Origin of the sequence: Aeromicrobium sp. (assembly GCF_037719875.1) — a bacterium.
In the GTDB taxonomy this organism is placed as follows: Bacteria; Actinomycetota; Actinomycetes; order Propionibacteriales; family Nocardioidaceae; genus Aeromicrobium.
This window is the reverse complement of record NZ_JBBJMJ010000005.1, coordinates 75,754-93,488: the sequence shown is the minus strand read 5'-3', so window position 1 is coordinate 93,488 and position 17,735 is coordinate 75,754. Positions and strand designations below refer to the sequence as shown.

The following is a 17,735-nucleotide window of genomic DNA, read 5'->3' as shown; positions in this document are numbered from 1 at the left end:
TCCACGGTGTTTGATCTCCAATGGCTGCTCATCGCCATTCCACTGGCCAGCGGCGCCGGCCTGCTCGTCTGGGGCAAGGAGGGTGACCGCTTCGGCCACCTGATCGGAACGGCCGCCTCCGCGGCGTCATTCGTCTTCGGTGTCGTGCTGTTCGTCGCGCTGCTGGGCAAGGACGCCGAAGACCGCTCCCAGTCGACCAACCTGTTCACCTGGATCGACGCCGGCTCCTTCCACGTCGACATGGGATTCACCTTCGATCAGCTGTCGGGACTGTTCGTGCTGCTCATCACGGGTGTCGGCACGCTGATCCACATCTACTCGATCGGCTACATGGAGCTCGACGAGCGCCGTCGCCGGTTCTTCGCATTCCTCAACATCTTCATCGCCGCGATGCTGACGCTCGTGCTCGCCTCGGACTATCTCGTGCTGTTTCTCGGCTGGGAGGGTGTCGGCCTGGCGTCCTACCTGCTGATCGGGTTCTGGCAGCACAAGGACTCGGCTTCGGCGGCGGCCAAGAAGGCGTTCGTCGTCAACCGGGTCGGCGACCTCGGCATGGCGATCGGCATCATGTTGATGTTCGCCGAGTTCGGCACCTCGTCGATCTCGGCGGTCAACGGGGCGATCACGGGCGCATCAGGCTCGGTCGCAACGGCCCTCGGCCTGCTCCTGCTCCTGGGCGCGTGCGGCAAGTCCGCCCAGGTGCCGCTGCAGAGCTGGCTCCTGGATGCGATGGAGGGTCCGACCCCGGTCTCGGCCCTGATTCACGCCGCGACGATGGTCACAGCGGGCGTCTATCTCGTCGTCCGTTCCAACGGCATCTTCGATGCCTCCGAGGTCGCTCGTACCGCGGTCATCGTGGTCGGGCTGGTCACGCTGCTCGCCGGTGCCTGGATCGGTTGCGCCAAGGACGACATCAAGAAGGCGCTGGCCGGATCCACGATGAGCCAGATCGGTTACATGATGCTGGCCGCGGGCCTCGGCCCGGCCGGATATGCCTTCGCGATCTTCCACCTCATCACGCACGGATTCTTCAAGGCCAACATGTTCCTTGGCGCCGGCTCGGTCATGCACGGCATGAATGATGACGTCGACATGCGCCACTACGGTGCGTTGCGCAAGGCCATGCCGATCACCTTCGCCACGTTCGGCCTCGGCTATCTCGCGATCATCGGCTTCCCGCTCACTTCTGGCTTCTTCTCCAAGGACAAGATCATCGAGACCGCGTTCGGTGAGAACTTCTGGATCGGTATGGGCGCTCTCCTCGGCGCCGGCGTCACGGCGTTCTACATGACCCGGCTCATGATGATGACGTTCATCACCGGCAAGCGTTGGAAGGACGAGGTCCATCCGCACGAGTCACCGCGAGTCATGACCTATCCGCTCATCGCGCTCGCCGCGCTCTCGCTGCTCGGCGGCCTCCTGCTCCTGGGCGACTGGATCACCGAGTGGCTCGAGCCGGTGGTCGGCCACGCCGAGCACCACGAGCTCGCCATCCCGGCGATCGCACTGACCGGCATCATCACGCTGGTCGCTGCCACCGGAGTGGCCCTCGGCTTCCTGCTCTACGGGAGGCGGCCGGTCGCGGCCGAGAGCCCCTCCGACAACTCGGTCTCGTTCTTCACCCGCGCCGGGCGCCATGAGCTGTTCGGCAATGAGCTCAATGACGCCGTCGCCGTACGCCCGACGCGACACCTCACCCGCTTCCTGGTGTGGTTCGACGGCAAGGGCGTCGATGGGTTCGTGACCGGTCTGGCCGACCGGCTCGGTGAGACCTCGCAATTCCTGCGCAAGCCGCAGACCGGCTATGTCCGTTCCTATGCACTCACGATGTTCGGCGGCGTTGCCGTCCTCGTCCTCGTTCTCCTGGCGGTGACCCTCGCATGATCCTCTCGATCCTCGCCACGACTCCGATCGTGGGAGCGCTGATCCTCGCGCTCCTGCCGCGTGAGTCCGCACCGCATCACCGGGCGAAGTATGTCGCCCTCGGCGTCTCGCTGATCACCCTCGCCCTGTCGCTCGTCGTGATGGCGAAGTTCGACCAGGAGGCCGGCGGCTATCAGCTGACCGAGCAGCACGAGTGGATCAAGGTCTTCGGCGCCTACTACTCGCTCGGGGTCAACGGCATCGGCATCACCTTGATCCTGCTGACCACGATCCTCACCCCGATCGTGATCCTTGCGGCCTTCGGAGACCGGCTGCCCGATCCCAAGAGCACCAACGCCTACTTCGCCTGGATGCTGGCGGTCGAGGGCCTCGCGATCGGCGCCTTCGCCGCGACCGATGTGTTCTTGTTCTACGTCTTGTTCGAGGCGACGCTGATCCCGCTCTACTTCCTGATCGGGTCGTTCGGTGGACCCAACCGGTCCTACGCCGCGGTCAAGTTCCTGATCTACAACCTCGTCGGTGGACTGCTGATGCTGGCCTCGATCATCGGCCTGTATGTCGTCAGCTCCCGTCAGGGTGATGCGTCGTTCCTGCTGAGCGACCTGGAGAACCTCGACTTCAGCACCACCACCGAGCGCTTGCTGTTCCTCGGTTTCATGGCGGCATTCGCGATCAAGGCTCCGCTGTTCCCGCTGCACACGTGGCTGCCGGATGCCGCGGGTCAGGCGACCCCGGGCACCTCGGTCCTGATGGTCAGCGTGATCGACAAGATCGGCACGTTCGGCATGATCCGGTGGTGCCTCGGGGTCTTCCCGGGAGCCTCCGACTGGGCCACCCCTGTCGTGATCGTGCTCGCGGTCATCAGCATCCTGTATGGCGCGCTGCTCGCGATCGGCCAAGATGACATCCGCAGGCTCATCGCGTTCACCTCGGTGTCGCACTTCGGCTTCATCATCCTCGGCATCTTCGCGTTCACGACGACCTCACTGGCCGGTTCGACGCTCTACATGTTCAACCACGGGCTGTCGACCGCCGCGCTGTTCCTCGTCACGGGCATGATGATCGCCCGTCGCGGTTCGGCGCGGATCTCCGACTTCGGCGGGGTGCAGAAGATCGCCCCGATCATGTCCGGCGTCCTGCTGGTTGCCGGCCTGTCGAGCCTGTCACTGCCAGGACTTGCGCCCTTCATCTCGGAGTTCCTGGTGCTCGCCGGCACGTTCACCCGGTCGATACCTGCTGCGGCCGCAGCGACCCTTGGCATCGTCCTGGCTGCGCTCTACATCCTGATCATGTACCAACGCGTCATGACCGGTCCGCTCAAGGAGGGCAACGAAGGCGTGCACGATCTCGATCACCGAGAGATGGCGTCGCTGACGCCCGCGATCATCCTGATCGTCGGGCTGGGCTTCTTCCCGCAGCCGCTGCTCAACGTCATCAACCCGGCGATCGACGAGGTCGTCAGCAATGTCGGCCAAGGTGATCCTGCACCGAGGACACCTGTGCAGATCGATGACTCGGCCTCGTCGGAAGGAGGCCACGAATGATCGCCGGCTTCGCAACCGTGGACGACCTGCCACAGATCTCCGCGCCGGACATCGAGTACGCCCTGCTGGCGCCGCTGTTCATCATCGCCGGGGCTGCCGTGCTCGGAGTGATCGTCGAGGCATTCTGGCCGCGCGGCACCCGCTTCCTCGCCCAGGTGGTCCTCGCCGTCGTCAGCATCGTCGTGGCGCTCGGCGACACGATCTGGGTCTTCCAGGACCTCAAGGCCGTCGAAGGCTCGCGGCTTGCGCGTGGTCAGGTCGCGGCCGAGGGCGCGCTGGCGATCGACGGGCCCGGAGTCTTCACGTGGGGCATCTTGATGATCTTCGGGCTCATGAGCATGCTGATGTTCGCCGAGCGGCGGCTCGAGGGCGGGCTCAGCGCGTTCACGGGTCGGGCCGCAGATGCTCCGGGCTCGGCCGCCGAGACCGAGGCGATCAAGCTCCGGGTCGAGCACACCGAGGTCTTCCCGCTCGCGCTGTTCGCACTGGCGGGAATGATGCTGTTCGCGACCTCCAACGACCTGCTGACGATGTTCGTCGCCCTCGAGGTCCTGAGCCTGCCGCTCTACCTGCTGTGCGGACTCGCTCGCCGTCGCCGGCTCCTGAGCCAGGAGGCCGCGCTCAAGTACTTCCTGCTGGGCGCATTCTCGTCGGTGTTCTTCCTCTATGGGGTCGCGCTGACATACGGCTTCGCTGGCAGCTTCAAGCTGTCGGACATCGATGCGGCGGTCAGCAACCGCACGGACGGCGAGAACATGCTGCTGGCAGCGATCGCCTTGATGGCGGTCGGTCTGCTGTTCAAGGTCGGCGCCGTGCCCTTCCACACCTGGACGCCCGACGTCTATCAGGGCGCGCCGACACCGGTCACCGCATTCATGGCAGCCGGCACCAAGGCCGCGGCCTTCGTGGCCCTGCTGCGGGTGTTCTTCGTCGGATTCGGCGGTTCGTCGTGGGACTGGCGGCCGGCGATCGTCGCGATCGCGGTCATCACGATGTTCCTCGGCGCCGTCGTCTCGATCTCGCAGACCGACGTCAAGCGCATGCTCGCGTACTCGTCGATCGCGCACGCGGGATTCCTGCTGGTCGGCTTCGTCGGGGCATACATCGGCACGGGTGACTCCTCGCGGATCACCTCGGTCTCGAGCATCCTGTTCTACCTGACGGTCTACGGTGTCTCCTCGATCGGCGCGTTCGCGATCGTGACCCTCGTGCGCGACTCAGGCGGTGAGACGACGCACCTGTCCAAGTGGGCCGGGCTGGGCAAGAAGTCCCCGCTCCTCGCGGGCTCCTTCGCGCTGTTCATGCTGTCATTTGCCGGCATCCCGCTGACGGGTGGTTTCATCGGCAAGTGGACCGTCTTCAGCGCGGCATACTCGGGCGGTTTCTGGTGGCTCGTCGTGATCGGTGTCCTGGTGAGCGCCCTTGCGGCCTACTTCTACGTCCGCGTCATCGTGCTGATGTTCTTCACCAACCCGGTGGGTGACGGGCCGACCGTCGCGGTGCCGAGCGTCCTGACTACCGTGGTGATCGCTGTCGCTGTGGTGACCACGTTGGGACTCGGTATCATTCCGGGACCGGTGCTGGATCTTGCGCAGCATGCGGGCGCGTTCGTTCGCTGATCGGATTCCTGAGGAGTGCTGCGTGTCCAGTCTGGGCGTATCGTTCACCGACCCGGCCCTGGAGACGCGCGTCCGGGCGGGGGTCGAACAGGTCGAGGTGCAGCTCGCCGCGGCCGTCGACAGCCCGGAGAAGTTCGTCGCCGAGGCGGCTGCCCACCTGCTGAGTGCGGGAGGCAAGCGCTTCCGCCCGCTCCTGGTGATGCTCAGCGCGGAGTTCGGTGAGGCGGAACATCCCGACGTCGTCCGCTCGGCCGTCGTCGTCGAGCTGACCCACCTCGCAACGCTCTATCACGACGACGTCATGGATGAGGCGGACAAGCGACGGGGTGCGCCCAGTGCCAACGCGCGCTGGGACAACTCGATCGCGATCCTCGTCGGCGACTACCTCTTCGCGCAGGCCTCGGACCTGGTGTCCGACCTCGGCCCCGAAGCCGTGCGCATCCAGGCCCGTACGTTCTCCAGGCTGGTCCGGGGGCAGATCCGCGAGACCCTGGGGCCTGACGCCGGCGACGACGCCCTGGCGCACTATCTCTCGGTGGTCGCCGACAAGACCGGTTCCCTGATCGCCACGGCCGCCCGGTTCGGGGCCAAGATGGCCGGTGTGCCGCTCGACGTGCAGGAGACGCTGACCGAGTTCGGCGAGCGGATCGGCGCGGCCTTCCAGCTGAGCGACGACATCATCGACGTCGCGAGCGAGACCGGCGACTCGGGCAAGACGCCAGGCACGGACCTGCGCGAGGGCGTACCGACCCTGCCCACCCTGATCGCGCTGCGTTCGACCGATCCCGAGAGCGAGCGACTGCGGTCATTGCTGGGCAGGCCGCTCACCGACGACGCCGAGCTCGATGAAGCGCTCGGGCTGCTGCGGGTGCACCCAGCGATGACGGAGGCCCGCTCCTACGTGCAGGCCGAGGCCGACGCCGCCAACGCGCTGCTCGCCAAGCTGCCCGAGCAACCGGCGCGCGAGGCGCTGCAGGCGCTCTGCGACACCGTCGCCACCCGTCTGGGCTGAGGCGCGCGGCTCAGATCGGGACGGGCTCGGTCCGCACGCGCCGCCGGCTGGTGAGCGCGTCTGCCGTGAAGATCGCCAGCGCCAGCCATACGAGCACGAATCCGACCCACCGCGCGGTGCTCATCTGCTCGTCGAAGATCGTGAGCCCGAAGATGAACTGCAGGATCGGGCCGAGGTACTGCAGCAGGCCGATCGTCGTCAGCGACAACCGGGTCGCGGCCGCGCCGAACAGCAGGAGCGGGATCGCGGTCACGACGCCCGTGCCGATCAGCAGCAAGACGTTCGCGGAGCCCTCGTGGCCAAAGCTCAGATCGCCGCGCAGCTGGAGCGCCGCGAGGAAGACCAGCGCGACGGGGGCCAGGATCAGGGTCTCCATGCCGAGGCCCTCGAATGCGCCGAGGTTGGCCTTCTTCTTGAGGAATCCGTAGGTCGCGAACGAGAACGCGACGAGCAGCGCGACCCAGGGCAGGCGCCCGTAGTCGACCGTGAGGACGACCACTGCAAGGGCACCGATCCCGACGGCAATCCATTGCGCAGGCCGCAACGTCTCCTTGAGCACGAAGACGCCGAGCAGCACCGTCACGAGCGGGTTGATGAAGTAGCCGAGAGATGTCTCGATGACGTGACCATTGGTCACGCCGTAGATGAAGCCACCCCAGTTGAGTGCGATCACGATCGACGCCGCGGCCAGGATCAGCATCATTGACCGGTCGCGGGCGATGCTGCCGAACTTGCCCCATCGCCGGGTGATCGAGATCAGCACGAGGACGAACAGGAGCGACCAGATCACCCGGTGCGCGAGGATCTCCAACGAGCCGGCGGGCTCCAACAACGGCCAGTAGAGCGGGAAGAAGCCCCAGCAGACATAGGCACTGGCTCCGAGGGCTACACCGCTCCTGGAGTCGTTCACCAGATGAGACTACGCCGGGGGTTCCGCGTCGATCTGCCGAGCCTGTGGCCGGGACCGAAGATTGGCAGGATTTCGCCGGGACCTGGCCGTCCCGGCACCATGAGGGTATGAACGACAATCCACGCTGGTTCACCGAGACCAAGGACGGGCACTCGCAGTGGTATGTCCGCCGGTTCCGCGCGATGGCTGCTGAGGGGGCCGACCTCGGGGGAGAGGCGCGACTGGTTGACGCGCTGGTCGCCCCGGCGTCGCGCATCCTCGACGCGGGTTGTGGCCCGGGCCGGCTGGGTGCCGTGCTGCACGAGCGCGGACACGTCGTGGTCGGTGTGGATGCGGATCCTGTGCTGATCGCGGCAGCGGTCGAGGACCACCCCGGTCCGTCGTGGGTCGTGGCAGACCTGAGTGAGCTCGACCTCGGCGGTGAGCCGTTCGACCTCGCCGTCGTGGCCGGCAACGTCATGGTGTTCCTCGCAGCAGGGTCGGAGCGGCGAGTCCTCGAGCGGCTGCGTGCCCACGTGCGTACGGATGGGCGGATCGTGGTCGGCTTCGCCCTCGATCGTGACTACACGCTGGCGGCGTTCGATCGCGACGTCGCCGCGGCGGGCCTCGTGCTCGAGCAGCCGTTCGCGACCTGGGACCTCGTGCCCTTCGGTGCGGATGCCGACTTCGCGGTGACCTTCCTGCGGGTGGCATAGCGTTCGAGTTGCGCTGGAGTGCGCTCCAGGTCATACCGTCGAAGCATGACTGATTTCACCGGCAAGACCTGGTTCATCACCGGCACATCCCGCGGATTCGGCCGCGAATGGGCCGAAGCGGCTCTGAAGCGCGGCGACCACGTCGCCGCCACGGCGCGCAACACCGACTCGCTCGACGACCTCGTCGAGACATACGGCGACGCGATCTTTCCGATCGCGCTTGACGTCAACGACCGTGAAGCCGACTTCGCAGCCGTCGCTGCGGCGCACGAGCACTTCGGGCGGCTCGATGTAGTCGTCAACAACGCGGGCTATGGACACTTCGGCTTCATCGAGGAGGTCAGCGAGGACGAGGCGCGGGCGCAGATCGAGACGAACCTCTTCGGTGCGCTGTGGGTGACCCAGGCCGCGCTGCCGTTCCTGCGCGAGCAGGGGTCGGGCCACATCATCCAGGTGTCCTCAATCGGTGGGATCTCGGCGTTTCCGATTGTCGGGCTCTACCACGCATCGAAGTGGGCCCTCGAGGGCTTCTCACAGTCGCTCGCACAGGAAGTCGCGGACTTCGGCATCCACGTCACCCTGGTGGAGCCGGGTGGGTTCACCACCGACTGGAGTGGCGACTCGGCCTCGCACTCCGAGGAGCTCCCGGCCTATGCGGATCTGCGCGAGAAGACCCAGTCGTGGCGTGCCTCCCGCAACGCCACCCCGGGGGACCCGGCCGCCTCGGCCGCCGCGCTCCTCGAGGTCGTCGACGCGGACGAGCCGCCGCTGCGTGTCTTCTTCGGCGCCGCGCCGCTCGACATCGCCAAGGCTGACTACGCCAGTCGCCTCGAGACCTGGGAGAAGTGGAACCACGTGTCCCTCCTCGCCCAAGGCGGCAGCTGATCCGCCCACGGAGGGCCGAATTCGGCTAGCGTCGGCGCATGGTCGCCGCTGCGCGTTTCGAGTCGTACGGGCCGTCACACCTGACGGTCCTGCTGATCTTCGCGATCGGGGTTGCCGTGGTCGTCGTGGCGGGGCGACGGCTGCGGGGGACTCCCGCCGAGCGGCCGGTCAGGCGCACGTTCGCGGTCGCGATCCTCGCGATCACGGTGCCGTTGCAGATCCTGCAGCTCGTCCCCGGGGAGTGGAACCTGCAGACCTCGCTGCCGTTCCAGCTGTGCGACCTCGCGTGGATGTTCGCGGTGTTTGCCTTGTGGACCCGCAGCCGCCTCGCCTCGACGATCACCTACCTGTGGGGCATCACGCTGACGACCCAGGGGATGCTGACACCGGATCTCGCCTCCGACTTCCCCGAGCCGCGCTTCCTGATGTTCTGGGGGATGCACGTCCTGATCGTCTGGGCGTCGTTCTTCCTCGTGCTGGGCCTGCGGATCCTGCCGACCTGGCACACCTATCGCCAGACCGTCGCGATCACTCTCGGCTGGGCGATCAGTGCCTACGTGTTCAACGTCGTGGCCGGCACCAACTACGGATACCTCAACCGGCTCCCCAAGAGCTCCTCGCTGCTTGACTACCTCGGCCCCTGGCCTCTGTTCGTCGTCCTCGAGATTGCGATCGTGGTCACGGTGTGGGCGATGCTGACCTGGCCGTGGTGTCGCAACCGGTCGCGCGAGCCGGCTACCGTCTGACCCGCCGGCACCAGCTGCTGGCGCGGCATCGACGTGATGCGCGTGACTACCGGCACACGAAGTTCCCTAGAGTGTCTCCATGGGCGCCTATCTCGACGACTACACGGCGGTGGGCGTCATCATCGTGGTCGGCATCCTGCTGGCTGCGGCGATGCTCGGGGCCAACCGCCTCATGCGTCCGCAAGTTGCCTCGCGCGAGAAGCAGCTGACGTACGAGTCGGGTGTCGACCCCGTCGGCCAGGGCTGGACCCAGTCGACGGTCCGCTACTACGTCTACGCCTTCCTCTACGTGATCTTCGCGGTCGACGCGGTGTTCCTGTTTCCCTGGGCAGTCGTGCTGGAGGACATCGGCCGTGCCGCAGCCGTCGAGATGGCCATCTTCATCGGCATCCTGGTCGTCGGGCTGGTCTACGCCTGGCGCAAGGGGGTGCTGTCGTGGACGTCGTAGGTGCGGGCGGGGGCCGCGTCGACCTCCCGATGCCCACTGTGGCCGCGCCGACACTCGGGCCCGGCTCCGAGCACGCGCCCAAGGCGGCTCGCTACCTGCTCAACTGGGGTCGCAAGTACTCCCTCTGGGTCTTCAACTTCGGACTGGCCTGCTGCGCGATCGAGTTCATCGCGACGTCGATGTCTCGGCACGACTTCATCCGGCTCGGCGTCATCCCGTTCGCGCCGGGGCCGCGTCAGGCCGACCTGATGGTCGTGTCCGGGACGGTCACCGACAAGATGGCGCCGGCCATCAAGCGGCTCTACGACCAGATGCCCGAGCCCAAGTACGTCATCAGCTTCGGCTCCTGCGCCAACTCCGGTGGCCCCTACTGGGACTCCTACTCCGTCACGAAGGGCGTCGACCAGATCATCCCCGTCGACGTCTACGTGCCGGGGTGTCCACCACGCCCTGAGGCGTTGCTCAACGGCATCGTCACGCTGCAGGACAAGATCGCCGGAGAGAATCTCGCGGATCGCTACAAGCGCCCGGCGACCTCCCTGTTGAGTCCGCGCATCCCGCCACCTGAGGTCACCGCGTGACGCTCAACGACAACGGCTTCGGCCCGCCCCATCGCGTCGTCGAGGCTGCCGAGTGGCACGCCGCCGTCGCGGGGCTGAAGGCCGGCGGATACACCTACTTCGACTGGCTCTCAGCCGTCGACGAGCACCCGGAGGGCTTCCGGCTCGTGCTGCACGTCGCCCGGTTGGCTCCCACGCTCGACCACCTCCTGCTCGCGACATACATCGACCGCGACGTGGCGGCGGTGGCGTCGATCGCCGATGTCTACGCCGGGGCGGGCTGGCACGAGCGGGAGACCCACGAGATGTTCGGCATCGACTTTGGTCTCGCACTGGACCCGTTGCTGCTGCCCGATGGGTTCGAGGGGCATCCGCTCCGCAAGGAGTTCGTGCTCGCATCGCGCGTCGCCAAGCCCTGGCCCGGCGCCAAGGAGCCTGGCGAGGGTGACGCGGGCTCCTCCCACTCACCCGGGCGGCGACGCATCAAACCACCGGGTGTGCCCGACCCCGGAGACTGGGGTCCCCAGGCCGAGGCCCCCGATGAGTGAGCTCCTCGAGGCCGTCCTGCGATGCCTGGTCGTGCTCGGCGCATTCATGACGCTCCCGTTGCTGGTCGGCCAGATGGAGCACAAGGCCATGGCGCACATGCAGAGCCGAGTGGGGCCGATGTCGGCGGGCGGCTTCCACGGCTGGGCGCAGCTCGTTGCCGACGGCGTCAAGTTCGTCCAGAAGGAGAGCATCACCCCGGCCGCAGCCGACCGCAGGGTCTTCGAGCTCGCGCCCGCCGTCGCCCTGGTCCCCTACCTTGTCGCGATGCTCGCGATCCCACTCGGGCCGTTCTTCGGGCAGGCCAACCTGATCGGGCAGGATCTGGACCTCGGACTGTTCTTCGTCCTCGCCGCGATGAGTGTCGGGGTGCTCGGCACGCTGATGGGTGGCCTCGGCAGCGGCAACAAGTACTCATACATCGGCGGCATGCGGGTCGCAGCGCAGCTCATGTCCTACGAGCTGCCGATGGTGCTCGCGGCAGCCAGCGTCGCGATGGCGGCCGGCACGCTCTCGCTGATCCGCATCGCGGATGCGTGGGAGCCGTGGTGGCTGATCGCCCAGCTGCCGGGCCTGGTCGTGTTCTTCGTCGCGGGCCTCGCCGAGCTGCAGCGGCCGCCCTTCGACGCCCCACTGGCCGATGCCGAGCTCGTGATGGGTCCACTCACCGAATACGGCGGGATGCGCTTCGCGATGTTCCTGCTCGCCGAATATGCCGGCATCGTCGTGCTCGCCGCGCTGACGACGATCCTTTTCCTCGGCGGCTGGGCCGGACCGTGGTCCGACCAGATCGGCTGGATCTGGACACTGCTCAAGATCGTGCTGGTCTCGTTCCTCGTCATCTGGGCCCGCGTGGCATACCCCCGGCTCCGCGAAGATCAGGTCAACTCGCTCGCGTGGAAGGTCCTCGTCCCGATCGCGCTCGCCCAGATCACGCTGACGACAGTGCTGGTGGTCGCATGAGCTTCTACGGCAAGGGCCTGCTCCAGGGTCTGGCGGTGACGTGGCGCAACCTGACTCGACGATCCGTCACGGCCCGCTATCCCGACGTGCAGCCCGATCTGCCTCCACGCAGTCGCGGGGTCATCGCGCTGCAGGAGGAGAACTGCACGTCGTGCATGCTGTGCGCTCGGGAGTGCCCGTCGTGGTGCATCACGATCGACTCGCACAAGGAGACGATCCCGGCCACGACTGAGGGCGGCCGCGATCGCAGTCAGAACGTCCTCGACACCTTCGACATCGACTACTCGATCTGCATGTACTGCAGCATCTGCATCGAGGTCTGCCCCTTCGATGCCCTGCACTGGTCGCCGGAGTTCGCGTATGCCGAGGGCGACATCGTCGACCTGACCCACGACATGAACCGGTTGCGGGAATGGATGTGGACCGTCCCACCGCCGCAGGCACTCGACGATGGCGCCGAGCCGTCCAAGGAGCTCGCGGCCCACGAGGCCAAGGCAGCCACGGAGGAACCCGGATGAGCGCGACCGAGCTCGTCTTCTTGCTGTTCGCCGCGCTGGCAGTCGGGTCGGCACTGCTGTCCATGACGGCCAGGCAGCTCGTCCACTCGGCGCTGTGGCTCGTCGTGACGCTCGGCGCGGTCGCCGGTTGCTTCGTCCTGATGACCGCCGAGTTCGTCGCGTGGGTGCAGGTCCTCGTCTATGTCGGCTCGGTCGTCGTGCTCGTGATCTTCGCGCTGATGCTGACGCGGCAGCAGTCGTCCGTCTCGGCCGAGGTCACCGGCAACCGGTGGACCGCCGCGGTGATCGGTCTCGTCGCAGCTGTCGGGCTCGGTGCGACGGTCGTCTCCGGATTCGGTGGCGAGCGGATCGAGGGCCGCCGCATCGGCACGGTGAAGTCGATCGGTGAGGCCCTCTTCAACGACTGGGTGCTGCCCTTCGAGATCCTCAGCGGCGTGCTGCTCGCAGCCCTCGTCGGCGCCATCGTCATCTCGCGGTCAGGGACCGAACGCTGATGCCCCTGCTCTATCCGCTGGTGCTGTCTGCCGTGCTGTTCGGCATCGGGCTCTATGGCGTCCTGGCACGTCGCAATGCGGTCCTGATGCTGCTGGGCGTCGAGCTCATGCTCAACGCGGTCAACCTCAACCTGGTGGCCTTCGACGCGTGGTTCGCCGACCAGCTGCACACGGGTCAGGTGCTGACGCTGTTCACGATCACGCTCGCTGCCGCGGAGATCGGCCTCGGACTGGCGATCGTGCTCGCGCTGTTCCGTGCCCTCCGTACGGTCGACGTCGATCAGGTCGGGGTGGATCGATGAGCGCCCCCTCCGATCGCCTCGCTCCGCCACCCGGCTCCGTGGCCATGGCAACCCGCTGGTCGTACGTCCTGGTGACCGGCGCGCTCGCCGTGGTCGTCGCGGTCTGGGCAGTTCCCCACCTCGATGGTGGATCGTCGACCCACGTGTGGGTCCAGGGCGGCGATCTGCTCGGCGTCTCGCTCGCGACCCACCTCGACCCGCTTGCCGCGCAGGTCCTGCTGCTCGCGGTCGGTGTCGGCCTGCTGGTGCAGATCTATTCGACCGCCTATCTCGACAGGCATCCGCGCTACCGGTCCTACGCGTTGGTCATCATCTTGTTCCTCCTCGGCATGATCGCGGTCGTCGCGGCCGACGACCTGTTCGTCCTGCTGATCGGCTGGGAGGTCATGGGAGTCTGCTCCTATCTGCTGATCGGGCACGAGTGGGAGACGCCGCTCGCGCGATCCGGCGCAGCAAAGGCATTCCTGATGACCCGCGTCGCCGACCTCGGCCTGCTGGTGGGGATCCTGGTGATCGGTCAGACATACGGGACCTATCGCATCAGCGAGGTCCTGGCACAGGAGCCGGAGAATGCCACGGCGATCGGCCTCCTGCTGCTGGTCGCGGTGATCGGCAAGTCGGCCCAGTTCCCGCTGCACACCTGGCTGCCGGACGCGATGCCCGGCCCGACGCCGATCACCGCGCTGATCCATGCCGCGACGATGGTGGCTGCCGGCGTCTATCTCATTGCCCGGCTGCTGCCGATCCTGTCGCCGTCGACCCTGGTCATGACCGTGCTCGCGGTCATCGCAGCGATCACGATGCTGCTCGGGGCGGTCTTCGCGCTCGCCCAGAACGACCTCAAGCGAGCGCTGGCCTGGTCGACAGTCAGCCAGCTCGCGTTGATGTTCGCGGCTCTGGCCGCGGGCGACGGCGAGGCCGGCACGGATCACCTGCTGTCACACGGCGCGTTCAAGGCTCTGCTCTTCCTGGGTTGCGGGTGCCTGATGCACGCCGCCGGATCGAGCGCCCTCGCGGCGATGGGCGGGCTGCGCCTGCGGCTGCCGGTGACCTTCTGGACCATGACGGTCGGCTTCGCAGCGCTCGCCGGCGTGGTCCCCACCGCAGGATTCTTTACCAAGGACAGCGTCCTCGAGGCACTGCACCACGCAGGTGAGGGCGATGGCCCACTGTCGGCTGGCTGGGCATACGCGGTGCTCATCGTCGCACTCGTGACCTCGCTCCTCACCGCGATGTATGCCACGCGGCTCTGGCTCACGGTCTTCTTCGGTGAGCCGGTCAAGGGACACGAGGCGCCGCGAGCCATGATCCTGCCGATCGTGCTGCTCGCGCTGGCGACGCTCGCCCTCTCGATCGGACAACCGCTCCATCTCGGCATCGGGCTCCTGTCGACGGCAATCACCGCCGCCGGCATCGGGCTCGTGATCTGGTGGTGGCGGGCCCGCGGCAGCGCCGATGTGCTCGGACCGCTGCTCCCCCTCGAGCGCCGCCTCGACATCCCGTATGCCCGCTGGCTCCCCGCCGCGATGGGATCGACCTCCCGCGCCGTCGTCGATCTCGATCGCGATGGCGTCGACGTCTATTCTCGCGAGTCAGCCACCTTCGCGGGCCTCGCCTCGCGGGTGCTCGCACTCGTGCAGTCCGGCAACGTGCAGCGCTATGCGACCGTCATCGCCGCCGGCGTCATCGTCATCACCGCCGCGGCGGTGATCTGGTCGTGATCACCACCGCGCTCACCATCCCGTTCGTGCTCGGCCTCGCGCTGCTGCTGCTTCGCAAGCGGATCTCAGGCCCTGCGGCCGCCCGGCTCGGGGCCGTCGCGATGACCGCGACCCTGACGCTGCTCGCGCTGGTCTGGGAAGGGTCTGACCGGATCTCCGGTGAGGTCGACGTGGCCTGGATCGAGCCGCTCGGCGCTCGACTGCACCTCGGCGTCACCCACCTCTCGTGGCCGTTCGTGTTGATGACCGCGCTCATCGGACTGTTGTGCTGCGTGTGGCTCATCGCCGGCGACACGTCACCAGCACTCGTGGGGCTCGTCCTGGTCATCAGCGCCTCATCTCTTGGCGTGTTCGCCTCGCTCGACCTGTTGCTGTTCTTCGTCTTCTTCGAGCTCGCGCTGATCCCGATGTGGTTCGTCATCGCATGGTGGGGGAGTTCCAACGTCGGTTCGTCGGGTCATCTCGACGACGGGTCGGGTCACAAGAACGTTCCAGCGGATGAGACGGCCAGGGTCGCAGCGACCCGGTTCCTGCTGTTCACCGTGACCGGATCCGCGTTGCTCCTGGTCGGCATCGTGCTCGTCGCCCGCGACAACCAGTCGTTGCAGCTCACCGAGATCGACGGCGGACCGCTCGTCGCGGCTGTCCTGATCGTTCTCGGATTCGCGATCAAGACGCCCGTCGTTCCCCTGCACACGTGGCTCCCCGATGCGCACAGCAAGGCTCCGACCGTCGGCTCGGTCCTGCTCGCCGCAGTGTTCCTCAAGCTCGGCACCTATGGACTCGTGATCGGCGCGGTCGTGCTGCCGGAGTCGTTCGCCGAGGTCGCGCCCTATCTGGGCGGCGCCGGCGTCATCGGCATCGTCTGGTCGGCACTGGCCTGCTATGCCCAAGACGACCTCAAGCGGATGATCGCCTTCTCGAGCATCGGGCACATGGGGTTCGTCGTCCTGGCGATCTCGACGATGAGTGACGTCGGGATCGCGGCCGCGGTTTTCGGGTCGGTGGCGCACGGCCTGATCACGGGCCTGCTGTTCTTCTTGTCAGGGTCGCTCAAGGACCGTTTCGGCACGGCCTCGATGCGGGCGATCGGTCGCGGGCTCTATGCGCGTACGCCGTGGATCGCGGTCACCTTCGTGTTCGCGGCGATCGCCAGTCTCGGGTTGCCGGGCCTCGCCGGGTTCTGGGGAGAGCTGCTGTCGCTGCGGGCGGCATACGAGGTCGGTGACGTGCTGAGCAAGCCATTCGCGTGGACCGCGCTCGCCCTCGCGGTGCTCGGCGTCGCGCTGACCACCGCCTACTTCCTGCGCGCCATCCGGCTCGTCGCCCAGGGCGAACCGTCCGCACGCGAGGTCGCCCGGGACCTGGACGCACGCGAGGCAGCCGTGAGCGGAGTGCTCGTCGTGTTGATCGTCGTGCTGGGCCTGGCGCCCGGCCTGGTCGTCGGGCTGTATGACTCCGGCGTCGCCATCGGGCAGGCGGCGCCATGAACATACCCATCGACTGGACCGTGGTCGGTCCCGCCGTCATCGTGCTGGTCGGGGCGTTGTTGGCGCTGTTGGTTGATGCGTTCTACTCCCGCCGCACGTGGCTCGGCTCGGGGTTGCCGGCCGGTGTCGCCCTCGTGGTCGCGGCCCTCGAGCTGTTCCACGGCGACATGGCCAGCCATCCGTTTGCCCTCTCGCTGATTGTGCTGGGGGGCACGTTGTTCGTCGTGGTGGCGTCGAACGTCATGAACTTCGAGAACGCGATGCCGCCGGGGGAGTATCACTTCCTGATCCTGAGTGCCGCCGCGGGCGCTCTGATGATGGTCGCCGCGGTCGACCTGGTGACGCTGATCATCGCCCTTGAGCTGCTGTCGTTGCCGTCCATCGCACTGGTCGGGCTGCGGCAGGGCGACCGCCGCGCGGTGCGATCGGCGTGGACGTTCTTCCTTGCTTCGGTGGTGTCGACCGCGATCACCCTGATGGGCATCTCGCTGCTCTACGGCGTGGCCGGCACGCTCGACTATGCGGGCCTGCGGGCCGGTCTGAGCGAGACCGACCTGCCGGACGAGGTCGTCGCCGTGGCCGTCGTGCTGACGATCGTCGGTCTGCTGTTCAAGCTCGGAGCGGTGCCGTTCCACGTCTGGATCCCCGACACCTACGCGGGGGCCCCGGTCATGGTCGCCGGATTCCTGTCGTCGGTCTCCAAGGCGGCCTCGCTCGGTGCAGTCCTCGTGCTGCTGGCACAAGCGCTGCCGCCCGCATACGACACGTGGCAGCCGCTCATGGCCATCGTCGCGGCGGTGACGATGACGGTCGGCAACCTCGGGGCGCTGCGCCAGACCAATGCTGTCGGGATGCTTGCCTGGTCGTCGATCGCGCAGGCCGGGTTCCTGATCGCCCCGGCGGCGGCGCTGCTCACCCGCGATGGGTTGAGCGCCCCGGTGCAATATCTCGCGGTGTATGCCCTCGCCAATCTCGTCGCCTTCGCCGCGCTCGCGGTCGTGATGCGGTTGCGCGGCAGCACCGACTACGCAGACCTCAGGGGACTGGCTCGCACGGATCCGCCGACCGGCGTGCCGCTGGTCATGGCGGTGCTGACCCTGGCGGGATTCCCGCCTGCGGTCATCGGACTGGTGACCAAGTACGTCGTGATCCGGCCTGTCGTCGATGGCGACCACGTCTGGCTCGCGGTCGTCATGGCGATCAACGTGATGCTCGGCCTGGCCTACTACCTGCGGTTCGTCGCCGTGATCGTCGACCGGCCTGCTGTCGACGATCCCTATCGCAGCCCGTCGCCGCCGGTCTCGATCAGGATCGCCAAGACCGCCGTGCTCCTCGGCACTGCCGGACTCGTCGCTCTGAGCGTGTGGCCTGACCTGCTTCTGTCCAACCTGCCCTGAG

The 17,735-nt window shown here is 67.2% G+C and carries 17 protein-coding genes and 1 pseudogene; 17 read left to right on the top strand and 1 reads right to left on the bottom strand.

The genetic code is table 11. The annotated features are described in order from the left end of the window. Positions 1–6: 6 nt before the first annotated feature. The 4 genes from nuoL to WKF39_RS07140 are packed head-to-tail and all read left to right on the top strand — an operon-like array spanning position 7 to position 6,059. Complete coding sequence (nuoL, locus tag WKF39_RS07155) at positions 7–1,884, top strand: NADH-quinone oxidoreductase subunit L (RefSeq protein ID WP_340386809.1); 1,878 nt, start codon at positions 7–9, stop codon at positions 1,882–1,884. After that, entirely contained in the window at positions 1,881–3,428 is a 1,548-nt protein-coding gene (locus WKF39_RS07150) for an NADH-quinone oxidoreductase subunit M (protein ID WP_340386807.1), read from the top strand. The genes nuoL and WKF39_RS07150 overlap by 4 nt, the downstream gene beginning before the upstream one ends. After that, the gene (nuoN, locus tag WKF39_RS07145; RefSeq protein WP_340386805.1) at positions 3,425–5,047 is read left to right on the top strand and encodes an NADH-quinone oxidoreductase subunit NuoN; all 1,623 of its coding nucleotides are present in this window, start codon (positions 3,425–3,427) and stop codon (positions 5,045–5,047) included. Before WKF39_RS07150 ends, nuoN begins: the two co-directional genes overlap by 4 nt. A 22-nt stretch (positions 5,048–5,069) precedes the next feature. Next, positions 5,070–6,059 (top strand): polyprenyl synthetase family protein, encoded by a 990-nt coding sequence (locus tag WKF39_RS07140; RefSeq protein WP_340386803.1) that lies wholly within the window; start codon positions 5,070–5,072, stop codon positions 6,057–6,059. 10 nt (positions 6,060–6,069) lie between these two features. Here WKF39_RS07140 and rarD read toward each other — a convergent pair whose 3' ends face one another. After that, complete coding sequence (gene rarD, locus WKF39_RS07135) at positions 6,070–6,969, bottom strand: EamA family transporter RarD (protein WP_340386801.1); 900 nt, start codon at positions 6,967–6,969, stop codon at positions 6,070–6,072. Positions 6,970–7,076: 107 nt separating this feature from the next. On the opposite strand from rarD, the gene WKF39_RS07130 reads away from it, so the two are divergent. From WKF39_RS07130 to WKF39_RS07070, 13 genes and pseudogenes are all read left to right on the top strand, one after another. Next, positions 7,077–7,664: a class I SAM-dependent methyltransferase gene (locus WKF39_RS07130; protein WP_340386799.1), complete on the top strand. Its 588-nt coding sequence runs from the start codon at positions 7,077–7,079 to the stop codon at positions 7,662–7,664. Positions 7,665–7,709: 45 nt separating this feature from the next. Beyond that, the gene (locus tag WKF39_RS07125; RefSeq protein ID WP_340386797.1) at positions 7,710–8,549 is read left to right on the top strand and encodes an SDR family oxidoreductase; all 840 of its coding nucleotides are present in this window, start codon (positions 7,710–7,712) and stop codon (positions 8,547–8,549) included. Positions 8,550–8,587: 38 nt separating this feature from the next. Further along, complete coding sequence (locus tag WKF39_RS07120; RefSeq protein ID WP_340386795.1) at positions 8,588–9,295, top strand: TIGR02206 family membrane protein; 708 nt, start codon at positions 8,588–8,590, stop codon at positions 9,293–9,295. Positions 9,296–9,374: 79 nt separating this feature from the next. Then, a complete protein-coding gene (ndhC, locus tag WKF39_RS07115) occupies positions 9,375–9,743 on the top strand; it encodes an NADH-quinone oxidoreductase subunit A (RefSeq protein ID WP_340386793.1) in 369 nt (122 codons plus the stop codon). After that, complete coding sequence (locus WKF39_RS07110) at positions 9,731–10,324, top strand: NADH-quinone oxidoreductase subunit B family protein (RefSeq protein ID WP_340386791.1); 594 nt, start codon at positions 9,731–9,733, stop codon at positions 10,322–10,324. The genes ndhC and WKF39_RS07110 overlap by 13 nt, the downstream gene beginning before the upstream one ends. Next, positions 10,321–10,851 carry an NADH-quinone oxidoreductase subunit C gene (locus WKF39_RS07105; protein WP_340386789.1) on the top strand — a complete coding sequence of 177 codons (531 nt, stop codon included), beginning with the start codon at positions 10,321–10,323 and terminating at the stop codon, positions 10,849–10,851. The genes WKF39_RS07110 and WKF39_RS07105 overlap by 4 nt, the downstream gene beginning before the upstream one ends. Then, on the top strand, positions 10,844–11,812 hold the full coding sequence (locus WKF39_RS07100) for a complex I subunit 1 family protein (protein WP_340386787.1): 969 nt from the start codon (positions 10,844–10,846) through the stop codon (positions 11,810–11,812). Before WKF39_RS07105 ends, WKF39_RS07100 begins: the two co-directional genes overlap by 8 nt. Positions 11,813–11,934: 122 nt before the next feature. Continuing rightward, a pseudogene (locus tag WKF39_RS07095) lies at positions 11,935–12,165 on the top strand (4Fe-4S binding protein); the annotation flags it as partial. Positions 12,166–12,326: 161 nt separating this feature from the next. Next, on the top strand, positions 12,327–12,824 hold the full coding sequence (locus tag WKF39_RS07090) for an NADH-quinone oxidoreductase subunit J (RefSeq protein WP_340386785.1): 498 nt from the start codon (positions 12,327–12,329) through the stop codon (positions 12,822–12,824). Further along, on the top strand, positions 12,821–13,126 hold the full coding sequence (nuoK, locus tag WKF39_RS07085; RefSeq protein ID WP_340386968.1) for an NADH-quinone oxidoreductase subunit NuoK: 306 nt from the start codon (positions 12,821–12,823) through the stop codon (positions 13,124–13,126). The genes WKF39_RS07090 and nuoK overlap by 4 nt, the downstream gene beginning before the upstream one ends. Beyond that, positions 13,123–14,847 (top strand): proton-conducting transporter membrane subunit, encoded by a 1,725-nt coding sequence (locus tag WKF39_RS07080; RefSeq protein ID WP_340386783.1) that lies wholly within the window; start codon positions 13,123–13,125, stop codon positions 14,845–14,847. The genes nuoK and WKF39_RS07080 overlap by 4 nt, the downstream gene beginning before the upstream one ends. Further along, positions 14,844–16,337: an NADH-quinone oxidoreductase subunit M gene (locus tag WKF39_RS07075; protein ID WP_340386781.1), complete on the top strand. Its 1,494-nt coding sequence runs from the start codon at positions 14,844–14,846 to the stop codon at positions 16,335–16,337. The genes WKF39_RS07080 and WKF39_RS07075 overlap by 4 nt, the downstream gene beginning before the upstream one ends. Further along, positions 16,334–17,734, top strand: coding sequence for an NADH-quinone oxidoreductase subunit N (locus WKF39_RS07070; RefSeq protein ID WP_340386779.1), 1,401 nt, complete (start codon positions 16,334–16,336; stop codon positions 17,732–17,734). Before WKF39_RS07075 ends, WKF39_RS07070 begins: the two co-directional genes overlap by 4 nt. The last annotated feature ends 1 nt before the right edge of the window (position 17,735 follow it).

Bases quoted from the DNA above. Each gene is read 5' to 3' on its own strand.
- WKF39_RS07150 (WP_340386807.1), top strand. From the start codon at position 1,881: ATGATCCTCTCGATCCTCGCCACGACTCCGATCGTGGGAGCGCTGATC.
- nuoN (WP_340386805.1), top strand. From the start codon at position 3,425: ATGATCGCCGGCTTCGCAACCGTGGACGACCTGCCACAGATCTCCGCG.
- WKF39_RS07130 (WP_340386799.1), top strand. From the start codon at position 7,077: ATGAACGACAATCCACGCTGGTTCACCGAGACCAAGGACGGGCACTCG.
- WKF39_RS07125 (WP_340386797.1), top strand. From the start codon at position 7,710: ATGACTGATTTCACCGGCAAGACCTGGTTCATCACCGGCACATCCCGC.
- WKF39_RS07120 (WP_340386795.1), top strand. From the start codon at position 8,588: ATGGTCGCCGCTGCGCGTTTCGAGTCGTACGGGCCGTCACACCTGACG.
- ndhC (WP_340386793.1), top strand. From the start codon at position 9,375: ATGGGCGCCTATCTCGACGACTACACGGCGGTGGGCGTCATCATCGTG.
- WKF39_RS07100 (WP_340386787.1), top strand. From the start codon at position 10,844: ATGAGTGAGCTCCTCGAGGCCGTCCTGCGATGCCTGGTCGTGCTCGGC.
- WKF39_RS07090 (WP_340386785.1), top strand. From the start codon at position 12,327: ATGAGCGCGACCGAGCTCGTCTTCTTGCTGTTCGCCGCGCTGGCAGTC.
- WKF39_RS07080 (WP_340386783.1), top strand. From the start codon at position 13,123: ATGAGCGCCCCCTCCGATCGCCTCGCTCCGCCACCCGGCTCCGTGGCC.
- WKF39_RS07070 (WP_340386779.1), top strand. From the start codon at position 16,334: ATGAACATACCCATCGACTGGACCGTGGTCGGTCCCGCCGTCATCGTG.